General features: G+C 38.6%; 11 protein-coding genes and 1 pseudogene. 10 read left to right on the forward strand and 2 right to left on the reverse strand.

Annotated elements, in window-relative coordinates:
• Window positions 1–213: 213 nt before the first annotated feature.
• The 4 genes from ABH968_RS25645 (at window position 214) to ABH968_RS25660 (ending at window position 6,333) form a co-directional block, all read left to right on the forward strand.
• Complete coding sequence (locus ABH968_RS25645) at window positions 214–1,692, forward strand: aldehyde dehydrogenase family protein (protein WP_370048566.1); 1,479 nt, start codon at window positions 214–216, stop codon at window positions 1,690–1,692.
• A 26-nt stretch (window positions 1,693–1,718) separates the two neighbouring features.
• Entirely contained in the window at window positions 1,719–2,891 is a 1,173-nt protein-coding gene (locus ABH968_RS25650; RefSeq protein ID WP_370048568.1) for a saccharopine dehydrogenase family protein, read from the forward strand.
• A 10-nt stretch (window positions 2,892–2,901) separates the two neighbouring features.
• Window positions 2,902–4,095 (forward strand): acyl-CoA dehydrogenase family protein, encoded by a 1,194-nt coding sequence (locus ABH968_RS25655; RefSeq protein ID WP_370048570.1) that lies wholly within the window; start codon window positions 2,902–2,904, stop codon window positions 4,093–4,095.
• Window positions 4,096–4,236: 141 nt separating this feature from the next.
• Entirely contained in the window at window positions 4,237–6,333 is a 2,097-nt protein-coding gene (locus tag ABH968_RS25660; RefSeq protein ID WP_370048571.1) for a beta-propeller domain-containing protein, read from the forward strand.
• A gap of 1,166 nt (window positions 6,334–7,499) precedes the next feature.
• Here ABH968_RS25660 and ABH968_RS25665 read toward each other — a convergent pair.
• A complete protein-coding gene (locus tag ABH968_RS25665; protein WP_370048572.1) occupies window positions 7,500–8,900 on the reverse strand; it encodes a polysaccharide deacetylase family protein in 1,401 nt (466 codons plus the stop codon).
• Between the two features lie 261 nt (window positions 8,901–9,161).
• Here ABH968_RS25665 and ABH968_RS25670 point away from each other — a divergent pair, with 261 nt between their 5' ends.
• Window positions 9,162–9,914: a threonine/serine exporter family protein gene (locus tag ABH968_RS25670; protein ID WP_370048574.1), complete on the forward strand. Its 753-nt coding sequence runs from the start codon at window positions 9,162–9,164 to the stop codon at window positions 9,912–9,914.
• Window positions 9,915–9,926: 12 nt separating this feature from the next.
• Window positions 9,927–10,394 (forward strand): threonine/serine exporter family protein, encoded by a 468-nt coding sequence (locus tag ABH968_RS25675; RefSeq protein WP_370048575.1) that lies wholly within the window; start codon window positions 9,927–9,929, stop codon window positions 10,392–10,394.
• A gap of 557 nt (window positions 10,395–10,951) precedes the next feature.
• On the opposite strand, the gene ABH968_RS25680 is transcribed toward ABH968_RS25675, so the two are convergent.
• Window positions 10,952–12,973, reverse strand: coding sequence for an EAL domain-containing protein (locus ABH968_RS25680; protein ID WP_370048576.1), 2,022 nt, complete (start codon window positions 12,971–12,973; stop codon window positions 10,952–10,954).
• A 186-nt stretch (window positions 12,974–13,159) separates the two neighbouring features.
• On the opposite strand from ABH968_RS25680, the pseudogene ABH968_RS25685 reads away from it, so the two are divergent.
• The 4 genes and pseudogenes from ABH968_RS25685 to ABH968_RS25700 all read left to right on the forward strand — a co-directional run bounded on the left by ABH968_RS25685 (window position 13,160) and on the right by ABH968_RS25700 (window position 19,128).
• Window positions 13,160–13,969, forward strand: a pseudogene (locus ABH968_RS25685) (EamA family transporter).
• A gap of 78 nt (window positions 13,970–14,047) precedes the next feature.
• The gene (locus tag ABH968_RS25690) at window positions 14,048–15,769 is read left to right on the forward strand and encodes an ABC transporter ATP-binding protein (RefSeq protein WP_370048578.1); all 1,722 of its coding nucleotides are present in this window, start codon (window positions 14,048–14,050) and stop codon (window positions 15,767–15,769) included.
• On the forward strand, window positions 15,769–17,601 hold the full coding sequence (locus ABH968_RS25695) for an ABC transporter ATP-binding protein (RefSeq protein WP_370048580.1): 1,833 nt from the start codon (window positions 15,769–15,771) through the stop codon (window positions 17,599–17,601). Before ABH968_RS25690 ends, ABH968_RS25695 begins: the two co-directional genes overlap by 1 nt.
• A 657-nt stretch (window positions 17,602–18,258) precedes the next feature.
• A complete protein-coding gene (locus tag ABH968_RS25700) occupies window positions 18,259–19,128 on the forward strand; it encodes a GNAT family N-acetyltransferase (protein ID WP_370048582.1) in 870 nt (289 codons plus the stop codon).
• Window positions 19,129–19,744: the final 616 nt, after the last annotated feature.

The following is a 19,744-nucleotide window of genomic DNA, read 5'->3' on the forward strand; positions in this document are numbered from 1 at the left end:
AATGTTCAGCTAAAAGAAAATAAAGCCTCTGACGATTGTCACCGATGTTATTGATTCAAAAGCATGCTCTTTAGACCTCTATATATTAAAAATTCGGAATTTTGACACATCTGATTCTATATAATATAGAGTAATAGATGATATCTGTCTGCAAGCAATGCGATTGGTAACAATGAGGCAGAGGCACCATAGATAGTTTAGGGGGTGTTTGTAGTGGAAATTAAAAACTATATCGGCGGTGAATGGGTAACACGTTCACATTTACAAAGTATAGTAGTGACCAACCCTGCTAATGGGGAGCAGCTAGCTACAATACCGCGTTCTACTGCAAGTGAGGTAGATGAAGCGGTAGCGGTTGCAAAACAGGCACAAAAAAACTGGGCATTAATACCTGCGCCTAAACGTGCTGACTATTTATATGCCATCGGTCAAAAAATGAAAGAGAAAAAGGAGCATTTAGCGACCGTTTTAACAAAAGAGATGGGAAAGGTTATTGAAGAAGCTAGAGGCGAAGTGCAGGAAGGGATAGACATGGCCTATTATATGGCTGGTGAAGGGCGACGGTTATTTGGGGAGACAACGCCGTCTGAGCTAGCTAATAAATTTGCCATGAGTGTACGGGCACCTATTGGCGTTGTAGGATTAATAACTCCGTGGAATTTCCCTGTAGCTATTGCTACTTGGAAGTCATTCCCTGCAATTGTTGCTGGCAATACATTCATTTGGAAGCCGTCTAATGAGACACCAATGATGGCGTATGAAATGGGTAAAATATTTGAAGAGGTTGGCTTACCAAGCGGAGTAGCAAATATCGTCTTTGGTACAGGGCCAACAGTTGGAACAGCATTGATTGAACATCCAGACGTTAAGGTCATTTCATTTACCGGCTCTACAACAACAGGAAGTAAGGTAGCGGAGCTAGGTGGTAAACACCTAAAGAAGATTTCATTAGAGATGGGTGGAAAAAATGCAGTCATAGTTATGGAAGATGCCGATTTACAATTAGCTACTGAAGGCATCTTATGGAGTGCATTTGGCACTGCTGGTCAAAGATGTACAGCATGTAGTCGCGTGATCGTGCATAAAGATGTAAGAGAAGAACTAGAAAAACGTCTATTAGACGAAATGCAAAAGCTAACAATTGGGGACGGCCTAGATGAAAGTGTAAAAATCGGACCTGTGATTAATAAAGCCGCATTGGAAAAGATTAATCACTATGTGCAAATCGGCAAACAAGAAGGGGCGACGTTGTTAGCTGGAGGTAGAATATTATCTGAGCCTCCTTATGACAAAGGGTTTTATTATGAGCCTACACTATTTACCAATGTGAAGCCTGGCATGATTATTGCACAGGAAGAAATCTTTGGTCCGGTCGTTTCTCTAATTGAAGTAGCAAGTTTGGAAGAAGCAATCGAAGTAAACAATGGCGTAAAATTTGGCTTATCCAGTTCAATTTTCTCGCAAGATGTGAATACGATTTTCCGCGCACAACGAGATTTAGATACAGGTATTGTTTATGTGAATGCTGGCACAACAGGTGCTGAAATCCATTTACCATTTGGTGGAACAAAAGGCACGGGGAACGGTCATCGTGACTCGGGTGTAGCTGCCTTAGATGTCTATACAGAATGGAAAAGTATTTATGTAGACTATAGCGGTAAATTACAAAGAGCACAAATCGATACAGAATAACAGATCAATGAAAGGGGATGTTCTTGATGAAAGTTGTTGTATTAGGTGCAGGTTTAATGGGGAAAGAGGTAGCTCGTGATTTAATAAAAAATAGTAAAGTGGAGCGTGTATTTTTAGGAGATATAGACGTAACAATAGCGCAGAACTTTGTGGACTCGTTAAATACAGATAAGATTGAGGTTGTAGAGCTTCATGCTGAGAGCGATGATTCGTTAATGGAAGTTATCTCAAAAGGCAATGTAGTCGTTAATGCATTATTCTATTCCTTTAATGAGCGTGTAGCAAGAGCGGCTATCGCGGCTGGTGTTCATTCCGTGGATTTAGGTGGTCATATTGGCGGTGTAACAGAAAAAATATTAGATCTCGACGAAGAGGCAAAAGCAAAAGGTGTAACAATTATTCCTGACTTGGGTGTTGCTCCAGGTATGGTCAACATTTTAGCGGGCTACGGTGCTTCGAAATTAGATGAGGTGGAATCTATTAAACTATTTGTAGGCGGTATTCCAACAGAGCCGAAGCCACCTCTTCACTATACACGAGTATTTTCTCTAGATGGTGTCTTTGATCATTATACAGAGCCATCAAAAATGATTCAAAAAGGTAAACTTCAAGAAGTTCCATCGTTATCAGGTGTTGAACCTATTTACTTCAAAGATTTTGGTGTGCTTGAGGCATTTTATACATCTGGCGGTATATCGACATTGTATAAGACATTCCCAAATGTTCAAACACTAGAATATAAAACAATTCGTTATAAGGGACATGCAGAGAAATTTAAGCTATTAGCAGATTTAGGATTCCTCGATGCTAGTAATAAGGTAGAGCTAGAAAATCAAGAGGTTCCTGTGCGTCCAGTTGTTCGTGAAGCACTTAAAAAGAAACTTGAGCTTGGTACAAAACCAGATGCAGTGCTGCTACGTGTTATTGTAGCGGGTGAAAAAGCGCAGCAACAAGTGACGTATGAGTTCGAAATGGTTGTGCGTAAAGATATGACGATTAATGAAACGGCTATGGCTCGTGCAACAGCAAATACAATTTCTGTCGTTGCTCAAATGATTGGAGAAAATAAAATTACAGAGCGCGGTGTATTTGCACCTGAATCAATTGTACCGGGCGACACTTATATTGAAGAGATGGCTAAACGTGGTGTTGCTATTAAGGAGACGTCTCATATATCTGCAATGATCGTGAAATGGTAGGTGCTTGGTCATGAATTTCGAATTTACCACTGAGCAGGAAATGTTACGTAAAACAGTACGACAGTTTGTGGATGCCGAGATTATTCCACATATTGCGAAGTGGGATGCTGAGGGTGGTTTCGATCCGAAGATTTGGTCAAGACTTGCTGAGCTTGGCTTAATGGGTGTTTGTGTACCAGAACAATACGGTGGCAGTGGGATGGATTACAATGCACTGGCAATCGTTTGTGAAGAACTGGAACGTGGAGATACAGCGTTTCGCACAGCTGTTTCCGTTCATACAGGCTTGAATAGCATGACCTTAATGCAATGGGGAACAGAGACTCAAAAACAGCAGTATCTTGTTCCGCAGGCAAAAGGAGTTCGGATTGGGGCATTTGGTTTAACAGAACCCGGAGCAGGGTCAGATGTAGCCGCAATGTCTACAACCGCTGTAAGGGATGGAGATTTTTACGTATTAAATGGACAGAAAACATGGATTTCCTTATGTGATATAGCTGACTATTTTATCGTTTTTGCCTACACGGATAAAGCGAAAAAGCATCATGGCATTAGTGCATTTATTGTAGAGCGTTCCATGGCGGGCTTTACATCGAAGGCCATTAAAGGTAAATACGGTATTCGTGCTGGTAATACGGGTGAGCTCTTTTTTGAAGATCTACGTATACCTGTAGGGAATCGCCTTGGAGAAGAGGGAGAAGGCTTTAAAATTGCGATGTCTGCGTTAGATAATGGTCGTTTTACAGTAGCTGCAGGCGCTGTCGGTCTTATTCAAGCGTGTCTCGAGGCGAGTGTGAAATACTGTCATGAACGCGAAACATTTGGTAAACCTATTGGTGAGCACCAGCTAGTAGGGCAAATGATTGCCAAAATGGAAGCGGGCTATCAAATGAGTCGCCTACTTGTATATCGTGTTGGAGAGTTGAAAAACAAAGGTGTACGCAATACGCGCGAGACATCATTAGCAAAGTGGCAAGCTTGTGATTTTGCCAATAAAGCTGCGGATGATGCTGTCCAAATTCATGGAGCATATGGTTATTCGGATGAATATCCAGTCGCTCGTTATTTACGTAACTCGAAAGCACCGGTTATCTACGAAGGCACGCGGGAGATTCATACAATTATGCAGGCTGACTATGTCTTAGGAAAACGTCAAGATAAGTCATTAGCAAAAATGCTACCAAAATGGCCATTTGAAGAGTAACGAGAGGGATTTGCTCCCTCTCGTTTTTTTAGATTTTTCAAGATTGGCCTTAATAAAAATTTCAGAAAAATGTAACTCTTTCGTTCTTTGGTAGTCTAATTAATAAACAATCAAACAAATTTATGAAAGCGAGGAAAAATGATGAAAAATAAGTGGATAGCAATTTTACTCATTACCGTACTAGCTATTTTGCCAGGAATTTTTATGTTGATGTCGGTTCCAAAAGTAGAGGCACAGACTGCAAGTGCGAGTATGACAACTCATAGCTGGCAAGTATCCTTTACTAAGACACTAAATGAAAGCAAAATAACGGAAGACAATGTTTATGTAACAAATAACAAAGATCAAAAGGTAACGGCAACAGTAACATTGACTGAAGATAAAATGACAATGATCGTAAGCGATTTAGCACCTGGTAGTTATAAACTACATGTGAATAAAGAAGCGTTTGCACAAAGTGGACCTAAAACAGCCTCACAAGTAATACCATTTACAGTCATTGAAAAGCTAGAAACAGTAAAATCAGAAAAAGAACTACAACAATATTTCAAAGCACTTTTAGCCAACCACTCACAAAAAGAATTGAACTATGAAACAACCGTAGAAATGGCAAGCAGCGAAGATAAAGCGAGCTCAAACAACGCCTCTACAACAAATAATCAAGTAGAAGGAGTGGAGGAAGGCGATATCGTTGTTGTCAAAGATGGCTTTATTTATGCTGTAAAAGATCAAGGCATTACAGTAGTGGATGGAAAAGATCCGAAAAACTTAAAATTAGCGACAACCATTAAGTTGAAAGAATCCAAATATATTTCGAAGCTAGCCTTATATGATAATTTATTAATAGTGATTGGGGATGAATATTTAGAAAAAGTAGGCACAAGCATGTCGACAGCTATTTTGTATGATATTTCAAATCCAAAGAAACCAAAGCTTATACGTGAAGTAGGCCAAGAGGGATATTTGCAAGACATTCGAATCACAAATGGCACATTATATTTAATCGGTAATATGTATCCGAATTATTGGATGCTTAGAGAGCAAAAAGCGCCGGATTTAAAACCGAAAACATTTGATAGTGTAGAAGGAAAAGAGTACAAAAGTTTACCTCTAGAGAAAATTTCTATTTTACCAAATACAATGGATGGAACATATAGTTTAATTACAGCAGTGGATTTAAAAAATGGTGCAAAGACAACTGCGAATACTAAGGGATACTTAGGTGGTAGTAGTGGAATGTATATGTCGGAGAATGCACTTTATTTAACAACACCCATTTATGATGGAAATCCAGTGCCTGCTGCTGGTCGCGTTATGGATATGATCTGGATGCCAAGAACAACTGATACACAAGTTTTTAAATGGGGTGTTGATGGAACTGCCATGAATTTTGTAGGTACTACGGAAGTAAAAGGATCAGTGTTAAATCAATATTCAATGGATGAATATAAAGGTAATTTCCGCATCGTTACAACTGAAGGAAGTACATGGGATGAACAAAAAATATCACGAAACCACCTATTTATTTTAGATAAAAATTTACAAGAGCTCGGTGCAGTAAAAGATTTAGCTCCTGGTGAAAAAGTGTATTCTGCACGCTTTATGGGCGAAAAAGCATATGTGGTAACATTTAAGCAAGTGGATCCATTATTTGTTATTGATGTCGCAAATCCGAAAAAGCCAACTGTGCTAGGTGAGCTAAAGATTCCAGGCTTTAGTAACTATTTACATCCATTAGACGATACACATTTAATTGGCATTGGCTATGATACTGAGCAACGCTATGATGCATATTCGAAGCGTAATTTTACGGTTACAACAAATATGAAAATGTCACTGTTTGATGTTTCAGATTTCAAAAATCCAAAGGAACAATCAACAGTAAAAATCGGTGGAAAAGGCTCGTACTCCGAAGTTCAATACAATCCTAAAGCGCTATTCCGCAATAAGGAATACCATTACTTTGGTTTCCCAGTTGTCCTTTATGATGCAGGGAAGGGCGATGAAGTCGTCTACAAGGGTCAGGGCGCACAAATCTATGAAATCACTGCGGATAAAGGAATCGTACTAAAAGGAAATATTGTTAATAAAAGCACTGGCGATCAGTATGAAAGTTGGGAGCAGCGTGTACAGCGAGTAGTCTATATAGATGATGCTCTTTACACAGTAGCTAGCAATGAAGTGAAGAGCTATCAGCTAAAAGACTTCACACCACTTGACACATTAACAATTAAGTAAGAAAAAAGTCCAATGAACTCAATCTTTGAGATTATTGGACTTTTCATGTTGTTGAAAACTATTATGTTAATGAAATTAAGGTGTCATAGTATATAAAGCTTGGCTCTTTGGCAAAATGAGGGGTTGATTTCCGTTCCGACTGGGCGCTTTGTCGCTGACGCTTCGCTTTCGCGCAGAAAACATCCGCTTCGCTGCAGGGTCTCATCTGTGACGCTGATCCCCAAGTAGTTGCCCATAGCAGAGAAAAACTGGAATTGTTCCGATAAAACGAGAAAATATTCCGATAAAATGAGATTTTGTTCGATAAATCTTCAAAGTATTCATATAAAAATGAATTCATCACAATAACGTATGGTTGATTTCCGTTCCGACTGCGCTTTCCTGGGGGTGTCCGATGAGCCGCTTCGCTGCAGGGTCTCGGGGCAACAGGTGTTTTTTGTGCGAAAGCGTAGTGCAAACGCAACGGCAGCGACAGGATGTTGGTCACGAAGGCGTTATCACAGGACGTGATGGTTTTAGCCTTCGTTCCTCTATTGCTAATCCCTGAGGAGTCACCCAGTCTCCACTCCAAACAACTTATCCGCATGACATACGTTTTAATAAAATGTCATCCAACTTTTGAGTTTTATCGATTAACTTTCACGTTTTATCACCCAATTTTTAATTTTTATCGACATCCACCTTCCGAAGAGCAAAAAGGATTCATACACAAAACTGTGCGTGAATCCTTTTACTTTATTATGTTGCCCAGTCTCCACTCCAATCAACCAATTCATTTAGTAAGTATCTTTTAGCATTTCACTCTTTAATTTATAGTGATAATATGCAAAAGCATAGCACCGTAATTAAATGTTTTAGGTGCGCAGCAGATGTACAATAACATTCTCTATTCTGATTGATTATGGTGAGTGGCATAACTTTCACCTTTAACATTAAATTAAATTTATAAAAGTTCTACGTTATTGCTGATTGGAGTGGAAGGCTACTCGACTCCCGTGGGAAGCGGTTCGACGCTCGCCCACAGGAAAGCGAGTAGCCTGGAACGGAAATCACCCACATTTAAAGTGCCACAACATTCACAAAGATTTACTTAACTATTTTGTTTATCAACAAAAAAAAGTCCAATAAACTCAACCTTGAGTTTATTGGACTTTTTCTTTGGTTAGTTATTTTTGACGATATGGAAGAATTTCCGATACTGTCACGAATTCATAGCCTTGCCCTTGTAAATAAGCAAGCACGGCATCAAGACCATCGGCAGTCGATTGATGAATATCATGCATTAAGACAATGGCGTTATTGTGTAAATTATTTTTGACATTAGGTAGTAACTGTTGTGCATTGCGATGCTTCCAGTCTAATGTATCGATCGTCCATAAAACAACAGGAATTGGAATTTGAGCATTAATCGCATCGTTTGTTGCTCCGTATGGCGGTCTAAATACAGTTGGCTTTTGATTAATGGCCTTTTCTATCTCCGCAACTGTAGATGTGTATTGCTTTACTGCCGACTCTAGTGGCAGTTTTGTTAATACAGGATGATTCCATGAATGATCACCTATTTCATGTCCTCGTGCAAGTACGTCCCTTGCGATATCAGGGTAATATTGGACACGACTACCGAGCATAAAGAAGGTAGCTTTTGCATGATATTTATCGAGCGTATCTAAAATCTGTTCTGTAACCTTTGGATGTGGGCCATCATCAAAAGTTAAGGCAATACGTTTTTTGTTTGGATCACCTGTATTAATTGGCTTCGTCGGCTTTTCCATAGCAATTTGGAAATCAGAGGCTAACAACGGATTGATAAGTGAAAGGGGAAGCTTCACAATTGGTGAACCAGCTGCTCCGCTAGCAATCTCATACTCATCAAAATAGAATTGTAACGAATCATCAACGATAGCAAAGCGATTGAAGTTAGACCACTTCGGTTCAGTTGACTTTATTAAATCATCCTTGAAAAGCTCATCCTTTAACTTGAGGTTTTGTTGTAAGTCATTACGTACATGAGTAGCTAATGCCGATAAGTTGTTTTCATCGTTGTTCAACAATGTTTTAATGGAGATTAGTTTACCAGTTTCATGATTGATGAAGAATGTTTTTGTTGAAACCTCTGGATTGGCTCCGCCTGTATACAGCATTTTTGTTAGTACAAAAGAATAGTATTGTTTTTGATATGGGAAAGTTTCCAAACTAATATTAAGCTCACCCATTATATCTTTATTTTCTTTCATAGATGACAGATAGTTTTCTTTTGAATCCGTTATGTACTGTAATACAGCATCGTTAAAAGCTTTATTATCTGTTTCTGGATAGTGAATAGCAAAAGGAGTTCGCTTATCATTAGAAACATCTGTTACAATACGTATACCTGGAAACGCAGAGCTTTCTGTGGATAGATCACTCGTTATTGAATCTGAATTTGTCTCTTTTGAGGCACTAATTTTTTGAAACTTAAAGTCATCCTTTGATAGGATAATAACTAAAATAATAGTCGTTAATGTAATGATGAGGCCAATTAATAGGAAATCAATCATTGGGCCGCGTCTTTTTCTGCGTTCCGGCATTTTGATGGATACGCTCCTTTCCATATTTATTTTTCTATACAATCAGACGTGTTAGCCATTGAAAAAGTTATACGAATCTACGAAGTTTTGCTATCAATTTATGGGAAACCAATCTTCATAAATAAATTACCCATTAGCTTACCATTTCTAACTTATGAAAGCCAAAGTACTTTTGTTAAAAGTTAAAATTTTTTTGTTGAGTTTTTATTTGCAGTTCGATACTATTGGCAAGGAACCTTTTGAAGGAGGCAGATAACTGTAATGGTTTTACATGAAGTGGATAATGAATTTACGATTGACTGTTTATTGCTTGCAGGGCGAATTATGATTGAAAGCGGTGCGGAAACATATCGTGTGGAGGATACAATGCTACGCATGGCACATTCTCAAAATATGCTGGACGCGCAATGTTATGCCACACCTACAGGAATCATTTTTTCGTTAGGCAAGACACAGCCGACGAGAATTACATCGATTTCCAACAGGGTAACAGATTTACAAAAAATAGCCTTGGTAAATTCAGTATCTCGGAGACTCACATCTCACATGATAACACTAGAAGACGCTTATGACGAGCTAAAGTCGATACAAAAAACAAATTATTTTTTACCAACATATATTCAAGTATTAGCATCGGCTCTTGCGAGTGGTTGTTTCCTTATAATGTTTAAGGGGGGATGGTCTGATTTCCTTTTTGCCTGTTTGGCAGGGGGGTTAGGCTTCCTAGTGCTTTTATTGATAAATGACTTAACAAAAGTGAAATTTTTCTCAGAATTTACCGCTTCATTAGTAGTAGGGTCGATTGCTGTCTTTTCAGTGAAATATGGCCATGGTACGGAAATAGATAAAATTGTTATTAGCTCTGTTATGCCACTAGTACCAGGTATTTTGATCACGAATGCAGTTCGGGATTTAATGGCAGGTCATTTTATGTCAGGGATGGCAAAGGGCGTAGAGGCCTTTTTAACAGCTTTTGCAATTGGTGCAGCTATTGCCGTCACTCTATCGTTTTAGGAGGCAGATGACATGGACTATATCATACAGTTGATTCTTAGCTTTTTTGCGACTGCAGGTATCGCAGTTATTTTTAATGTACCTAGAAAAACCCTAATTTATTGTGGTTTTGTTGGGGTAGTAGGCTGGATGATTTACTTCGTCCTAACAGAGCATGGCATGGATGTAGTAAATGCCTCATTCTTTAGCTCTTTCGTAATTGCTATCGTTTCTCATTTGTATGCTCGGCGCTTCAAAATGCCGATGATTATTTTTATTGTTGGTGGTATTATCCCGTTAGTTCCGGGAGGCATGGCTTATAATGCAATGAGAAATGTTGTAGAGGATGATTATATACAAGGGCTACAGTATGGGTTAAAGGCATTTTTAATTACAGGTGCCATCGTTATAGGACTTGTATTTGCAGAGGTACTAATACAGCTTATTTTCCGTTCTGTACGTACTGGTAAAGCGAAATTCCAAAAGGTCTACAAGAAATAAGACTCTACATCAAATGTAGACGGATAGAACAACTATAAAGAAGGAGGTTACGCTCTTAAGTGTAACCTCCTTTATAATATTAAAAAAGCTTTCGCGCAATAAAACAGCTGTTTTTGCTGACGCTACGCTTTCGCACATAAAAAAATTGCTGAAATTTCTTTTTATCACTATTAATTAGAGTTACAAGCCAGAAAATACATGCTTAGTGAAATGGCTGATTGGAGTGGAGACTGGGCGACTCCTTCGGGATCAGCGTCACAGATGAGACACTGGAGCGAGCTGGTAGAGGAACGAAGGCTAAGAGCATCACATCCTGTGATAACGCCTTCGTGACCAACATCGTGTTGGCCCAAGCGGCTCATCGGACGCCCCCAGGAAGCTTTGCTCTGCGCGAAAGCGAAGCGTCAGCGACAAAGCGCCCAGTCGGAGCGGAAATCAACCTCTCGTTTTGCGTAAGAGCCATACTTTATTTCATATGAATATTTTCTTTCATTAACATAATAGTTTTAACAACAAGAAGGAGGTTACGTTCTTAAACGTAGCCTCCTTTAAATTAACTATTTAACTAGTAGTGCTTCAATTTCCTCTGCATGAATTGGTTTACTAATATAGTAACCTTGAATTGCATCACAGCCATAAGAAATCAAAAGATCTGCTTGTTCAGCAGTTTCGACACCCTCTGCTACAACTTTAAGTTCCATAGATTTTCCGAGTTGCACCATACCGTTCATTAGCTTTTGGGTTTTTTCAGATTTTAATAAAGAACTTGTAAATGCTTTATCGATTTTCAATGTATCTATTGGTAGAATTTGCATATATCTAAATGAACCATACCCGGTACCGAAATCATCTAGTATAAAGGCGATACCTTCATTTTCAAGCTTACGCATTTGCTGTGTGATAAAGGTAGCAGCTTCTGCTTCTAGGGCAAATTTCTCTGTAATTTCGATTTGAATAAGGCTTGCAGGGCAGCCAGTTTTCGCTAACGTTTCAAGCATTGACTTTGCCATGTTTTTATCACGGAATTCGCGTACAGAAGAGTTAATGGATACTTTTAAATCAAGGCCGGCTTTTTTCCAGATTAGTGCCTGTTCACAAGCTTTTTCTAACATAAAGGAACCAATATTATTAATGAGACCAGTTTCCTCAGCAATTGGAATAAGCTCATCTGGTGAAACAACGCCTATTACTTCATCTTCCCAACGAACTAGTGCTTCTACAGCTGTAATTTTACCTGAAGTAACATCAATTTGCGGCTGATAGAGGACTTTTAAGTTTTTTTGGTCAAGAGCTTGAAGTAAACGTTTTTCAATTAAAGCTTTACGATTTAATGCCTTATGTGTTGCTTTTGATAGTGAGACGATTTTATCGCCACCTGCTTCACGGACAGTTGTAATAGTAGCAATGGATGCCTTCATTAGTTGGGAGAATGTAGTTTGATCCTCTGGATAACGTGTAATTCCGCCACTAATAGAAATAGGGACCGCAACATTACTGTTATAAATTGGATGTTGTTGTAAGTAAGACAGGAAGCCTTGAATAAACCATTCACTTAATGGTGTAATCACGACAAAATCATTTTCATTAATACGTGCCATTGTGCTATCTTGGAAGTACATTTTTATACGTTTGGTAAACTCTACAATAAGACTTTGATCGATTTGCTGATCATGTAACTCTTTTAACGTATAAAATTTATCTATACTTAAATAGACAAAAGAGAAGTTTCTTTCTTCCTCAATCATTTTGGAAATCACTTTTTCGAGTCGATGTGCATTCATGAGGCCTGTTTCTGTATCGATATAAGCGATTTTTTCAAGCTGATGCTGTATATTCTTGGACTTCGAGATATCCTTTTCAATTAAAAAAAATTGTTGTTCATTTGTTTCGATATCAAATGTTGGGATAGCTGTTAGGAGTACCCAATAAGACTGACCTGTTTTTGTAACTTTTTCGACTTCACCTTGCCACGTATAGCCGTTGTTTAAATTCCGCCAGATGGTATTAGTAATCTTTTCACTTTCTTTATTTTCAGGGAACAGCTGCCAAAACGTTTTACCAATAACGCGTTTTGGTGTCCATTGACTCGTTTTTAGAAATTCAGCATTACATTCTAAAATGAATCCATCATGATCAAGCGTTACTGTCATAAATGTCGAGTCTAATCCCTGTTTTAAGTCTACGAGGGTGCTGCTACTTGAGACAGAATTAATCATTAATTCTGGTAGCATAAACATCATAAGAATGAAACGCTCTCCTTGTTCAGTAAATGGATTAGCTAGCAGCGCTGTTGTAATTTCTTCATTTGTATATGTGTTCAGTTGAATTTGATTGATATACGTACTGTCATCATTTTGTAAAAGTGTTTGAAACTTTTCTAATGAAAGCTGACGTAGTAAATTTTCATGAATAAATGAAGCGGTATGTTCTTTAATAGTAGTAGCTGAAAATCCAAATAGTTGTTCAGCAAGCTTTCCCAATTTTATAGCTTGTCCATCTTGATTCATGACAATTGCAGGAAAAGGAAGTGAATTTAAATAATGTTCATCAATCGTAAATGATTTATGCATATGACTCATGATTATCCGATCTCCTTGAGTAATCTATATATACTATTATTATAGTTAATTATCAGGAATTAGTCATTATGAATATGATTGTAAATATTTGATAATGAAAAATTCTGGGACCTTTTTAGTGAAAAATAAGTAAAGGATTGATGGAAAATAACAGTATTTAGTATTTATATAGGGAATGAGAATTGTATAAAACAATTAAATGGAATAGTATTTATCGTCTCCGGTGCGATGTTATGGGGAGCAACTGAACGTTTGATGGAGTGGTTACTCAACCATACGCCATTGACAGTCTCCTTTATGTTAACAATTCGTTTATCGGTTGCAGGTATTATATTACTTACATATTTATCTTCATTCGGTAGGTGTGAGAGGAATGAGTTGTGCAGAGGCACAATTCAAAATCCGGACGCATTGTTTATCTGTGCGACAGCAACAATTACGCCAAGGCGAAATTGATTTTGAACTAGAAAAGATATTTTCGGCATTTGGTAACAAAAACTATGGAGTAGACAACTTCTTGTGTTCGGGGTAGCAGGAATGTTGGGCGTACAGTTTGCTTTCGTGGCGGCAATCAATGAAAGTAATGCTGTATTTGCTACCTTATTGCAGTTTTTAGCACCGATATTTGTTGTTGCTTATGTCTCTCTTAGTTTAAAGAAATGGCAACCGAAATATCAAGCGCTAGGGATTATTGTACACTTATAGGTCTTTTCCTCCTACTAACGGACGCTTCATTTGACGCTTTGCTAGTTAGTACCAAAGCTTTACCTAAGCACAAAGCCGATTCAGGACGCAATTATGCCGAGGCATAATTGATGTAGCATGAAATACATTACAGCAGTTGAGACAAGTATCCTTTCTAGTATTGAACCGATAACCGCAAAGGTTATTTCAGTTATCGTGTTTGGTACATCGTTAGGTTTTTGGCAATTCGTTGGTGTATTCGTTATGCTTGTTTGTGTAACGTGGCTTTCTGTAGGTAAAGGAAAAGCATAAAAATACTATCTATATAGGAGTTCTTAACTATATTTGAATTTTATGGAACTTCTTTAACTGAGGACAAGGGGGAAGAATGTGAAAGAAATTTTTTCCTATGTAAAGCCTTATAAATGGGCTGCATTAATTGCGTTTTGTTTAATGCTGGTGGAATTGTTTGTGGAGCTCGCTCAGCCACTTATCATGGCTAAAATCATAGATGATGGAGTACGAGCTCAAAATCAAGGGGTAATTTGGCAATGGGGAATTGTTTTACTTGCCTTATCCTTCGTAGCCTTTATAGCAGGTGTCGTAAATTCATATTTTTCATCGCATACAGCACAGAGCTTTTCCTATGATTTACGAAATGCATTGTTTGAAAAAATACAATCCTTTACATTAGCTACTTATCAAAAATTCTCAACGGCATCCCTTATTACAAGGTTAACGAATGATGTGACGCAAGTTCAGACGGTACTGTTTATGAGTTTGCGTATTATGCTTCGTGCACCACTTGCCGTTGTTGGTAGCATCGTTATGGCTTTTGTTGTAAATGCTAAACTAGCGTTGTTTTTATTTATTGGCGCACCATTTATTTTAATTTTTCTTATTTTTATGGTGGCAAAAGGCGTGTCTTATTTTGGACTTGTGCAAAAGAGAATTGATCGTTTGAATCGTGTGTTACAGGAAAATTTACAGGCTATTCGATTAGTGAAGGCTTATTTACGTGGTGCATATGAAGCCTCTCGTTTTGATGAAGTTGCCTCACGCTTAAAAATAGATACTGTAAAGGCTCTACGCACAATGGAGTATATTATGCCTGTACTGTTATTCATCATGAATATGAGTTTACTTGCAGTGCTGTGGTTTGGAACGAAGCAAATAGCTACAGGTACAACACCACTTGGAGATGTTGTTGCCATTGTCAATTATGCAATGCGCATGACAGGCTCGTTCTCGATGTTTGCCTTTATTATTATTTTTTATGCGCGTGCAAAAGCCTCAGCAGAGCGTATGGCAGAAGTCCTTTCAACTGAAAATGAGATTGAGCTACCATCATCTTCAGAGAAAACATCTAATGGCATGAGTTTTGGAGAATTAGCTTTTGATCATGTGAGTTTTACTTATCCTGGGGAAGACTCGCCTGTCCTCTCCGACGTAAACTTCCGAGTGAAATCTGGTGAAAAGTTAGCCATTATGGGAGCAACAGGTGCAGGGAAATCTACGTTGCTACAGCTTATTTCTCGTTTCTACGATGTCACAGAAGGCAAAATAGTAGTAGAAGGGAAAGATGTACAGCAATGGGATTTACAAGAACTGCGCGAAATCATCGGCTATGTTCCACAACAATCTTTATTATTTACGGGAAGCATTGCTGATAATGTTCGTTGGGGCGATGCAGAGGCTGAAATGGATGCGGTGCTACAAGCTACAATGCAAGCGCAAATCCATGCTTCTGTGGAGGATTTCCCGAATGGTTACGAGACAAGAGTCGGTCAGAAGGGTGTCAATCTTTCAGGTGGTCAAAAACAAAGATTATCGATTGCGAGAGCGTTATTAAGAAAAGGGCATATATTAATGCTCGATGATAGTACAAGTGCGCTTGATGTTAAAACGGAGCAGGCACTATGGGAGGCATTGAGTGAAGAACAAGCAACGATGCTAGTGGTCACTCAAAAGATTCGGACAGCTAGAGGTGCAGATCGCATCTTACTCATTGATGCAGGAAAAGTGGTCGCATACGGGACACATGAAGAGCTTTTGCAAACTTCAGCGCTCTATAAAAAAATCGCAATCTCCCAACAGGAGGTGGAGGAATAATGGGATTTTTCCAAAAACCTTTTGGCTATGAGCCGATTTTGACGAAAGATGATGTGAAGCAGGCTGTTAAGAAAAAGAAGGGACCTCGTGCGACAAATTGGCAAAGTACACTACTACGTTTATGGAAAATAGTTGATGAACAACGTGTACTATTAATTATTGTGCTGTTACTTGTCTTGGCGAGTTCCATTTTGGCTCTCCTTGGTCCGTATTTAATCGGTAAAATGATTGACATGTACGTAACGCATGGAGAGCTTGCAGGACTAGAGAAGGGGATTATGCTGTTAATCGGCATTTATGCTCTATTAGCAGTATCATTATTTTTGCAAAACTATTGGATGATTGGTATTGCTCAACAAACCATTTATAGATTACGAACAAGTGTATTTGCTCATTTCCAAAGACTGCCGATTGCCTTTTTCGATCGCCGTCAACATGGGGAATTAATGAGTCGGATGACGAATGATATTGAAGCAGTTAGCTCAACATTAAATAGCTCCTTTATCCAAGTGTTTTCTAGTGTAGTAACATTGACGGGAACAGTGATCATCATGCTAAGTTTAAGCCCTTTACTAACAGTAATAACGATGACGATTATACCGATTATGTTTTGGGCGATGCGTTGGATCACCCGGAGAACCGCACCATTATTTAAGGAACAGCAAGCGGCTATAGGAGCTTTGAATGGCATGATTGAAGAAACGATTTCGGGCCAGAGAATAGTGAAAGCTTTCTCACAAGAGGAACGAATGAAAGAGGAGTTTCGCGAGAAAAGTTTACGATTAAAAAGTACTGGCTTTTGGGCACAGACATACTCTGGATATATTCCAAAGGTCATGAACTTTTTAAACAATATGAGCTTTACAATTGTGGCTGGTATTGGCGGTGTGCTTGCTTTTTATGGGCATGTGTCAATTGGCGTAATTGTTATTTTTACAGAATACGCAAGGCAATTTACACGACCGTTAAATGATTTGGCCAATCAATTTAATACCGTGCTGTCAGCGATTGCTGGTGCTGAGCGTGTATTTGCGTTACTGGATGAACAGCCTGAAGAGGAAGCTGCTTCTGCGCAGAAGCACAAACTATTAGGCCAGGTGAGCTTTCAACATGTGTACTTTAAATATGAGCAAGGAGAAGAAGCTTACACTTTGAAGGACATTAATTTTAACGTAGAGCCCGGACAAACGGTAGCTCTTGTTGGAGCAACTGGGGCAGGAAAAACAACGATCTTGCAGCTTATTGCAAGATTTTATGAAGTATCAAAGGGTGAGGTTTTATTTGATGGTGTAAACGTTCAGCAAATAGAACGACAAGCATTGCGTTCGCAAATGGCCTTTGTGTTGCAGGATCCATTTTTGTTTGAAGCATCTGTACGTGAAAATATTCGTTATGGTCGATTAGATGCTAGTGATGAAGAGATAGAAGAAGCCGCGAAGCGTGCAAATGCACATGACTTTATCATGACGCTAAAGGATGGCTATGACACAGTGCTTGCCGCAGATGGTAGTGGAATATCGCAAGGTCAAAAGCAGTTATTGTCAATTGCGCGAGCATTGATTGCCGACCCGAAAATTTTGTTGTTGGATGAGGCGACAAGTAGTATTGATACTGTTACGGAGCTTGCGATACAAGAGGCTCTCGATGTGTTAATGCAGGGACGCACTAGCTTTGTTATTGCACACCGTTTAAATACAGTGCACAATGCCGATATGGTGCTTGTTATGCACAAAGGTGAGTTAGTTGAAGCAGGCACTCAACAAAAATTAATGGAATCCGGTGGCATCTATGCGCAGATGTTACAATCTTCATCCCATCATCTTGATGAGTAAGTTGAAAGTAACGATGTAAGTGTCAATCACATTCCTCAAACATAAGAAAGAGCGATTTCAAAATTCTTGGGATTGCTCTTTTTTTAGTTGAAACATTGACTTTTATCTCATAATTTAACTTCTTTCAGCAGATGTTTTTTGTACCGAAAGCATAGCGACAGGTACAGAAGTCTCCCATCTCTATAAGTGGTGAGATGAATGCGGTTTAAGTTACTTTTCAGCAGGTGTACAAACATCCACTGAAAGAAGTTAAAGCCTCCGGCGGATGTCACGGAAATCGGAAAGGAGTTCTTTGTGCAAGCACAAAGCCGATTCCGGACGCAATTATGCCGAGGTATAATTGATATGTAATTTATCTATAAAAATAGTATAATTATGGATAAACACCTAAATGAAAGTAATTTTCTTAGGTGAGGGAGCGACTCGACGTTCAATCGCAGCGGAAAACGGGCCTTCAGATGAATGATGGTGTATAAAAATTCATACCTTATTCTAGTAATTTTCAGTCTATAACCGTCAAAAATCATATAAAACCTTTTAATTTCACTATATTTGAAGTAAAATTGTTAATAATTAGAAGTAGTTAGTATATTTTGTTGCCAGCTTATTTTCTTTCTTGCTACAATAGGGCAATAGGCTGATACAAGAACGGAGTAAATGATGAATATTTCAGTGATGACAGTGTCTTTTCCGTTAGATGGAGAAACATTAAATGAATTAAAATTATTGTGTGAAGAAGCGACCACAGATGATTATCGTGTGTATGAAACTGCTATGGGTTTGCCTATGGCGAGTTCCTTTGAATCGAAGGGCTTTATGGTACTTGCTTATGAAGATGACAAAGATGTATTAGTTGGTGCAGCTAGTGCAATAGATTTAATGGGGCTGCATACATATGAATGGTCTTTAGTTGTAACACCTCCGTACCGTCAAAAGGGCATTGGAACCGCTTTAGTGGAAGCTTTACAGGTCGGCCTCGAAGAGCGTGGGGCAGAAGGGCAATTGGCGGTAGTGATAGATGGCTCACCTTTTGGACACACATTTATTGAAAAGAAGGGCTTTGCATATAGCTTTTCAGAGGCCACTTTAGAAACAAGAGCAGAGTCAGTAGAATTAAAGAATGATATCGAAATTATCCCTTATGCAGGTGAACAGGCAGAGCTGATTGCTATTTATAGTGCAGCGTTTGGAGACCTACCTGAAGAGTCTGAGGAGCTAATCGCTTTTAATACATCAACGACTGGAAGGAAGCTATGGGTAGCACGTAAAGACGGAGAAATCGTTGGAACAGTGACGACTGCCCAGGAAAATGAAATTCAATGGGTAACGGCATTGGCAGTTCATCCAAACTGTGAGGGGCAAGGAATTGGTACTGCGATGCTTTCGTTTTCCAAAGATTATGCGAGCAAAATTGGAGCAAAATTCGTCATGCTGGATGTAGAAATTGACAATCGAAAGGCGCTTTCTGTTTATGAGAAGGCAGGCTTTATGAAGGCTCAACAAATAGACTATTATGTAAAACAATAAGTGAAGAGTGAGGAGTGTGCTTTATGCATCGCTCCTCACTTTTTTGTGTTCAGCAATGAAGTCCAGACACCAGAGATAGGAAGTGGGGATTTTTCAGATGGAGAGACGAACTACATAAACTAGTGGGTAAGTCTGTTTTTTCAAAGGAAGCTCCAAGGAAACCTGATCCGACCCTGTAAGATAAAGTTGAAAATAATTTCATAATGATCAAAAAAAGCAGTTTATCAAATTTAAATAACGATAAAACATTAAATTAACTTCAGATAGTCAGTCTAATATTAAATTGTTTTCTCGATTATAATATAGGAAGTTTCTCGTTGAAGTTAAAAGCCATAATTTTTTTCAGAAAATGTATTGACCTTTTTAAATTAAGAGTGTAGTATTATACAAGTCGTTAAGACAGCTACTGAAAAACAATTAAATTAAATAGAATTAGTTGTTGACATCTAGCGAACGACATGATATTATATAAGAGTTGCTGTTGAAGAAATGGCGACAAAATGAACCTTGAAAACTGAACGAGCAAAACGTAATCAATAAAGTTTTTAGTAGCTAACCTTGAGTTGGTGAACGAAACAAAATTTTGGACATCAAACATGATGCCAGCAAAACAATT

The organism is Lysinibacillus sp. RC79 (genome assembly GCF_041262405.1).
In the GTDB taxonomy this organism is placed as follows: domain Bacteria; phylum Bacillota; class Bacilli; order Bacillales_A; family Planococcaceae; genus Lysinibacillus.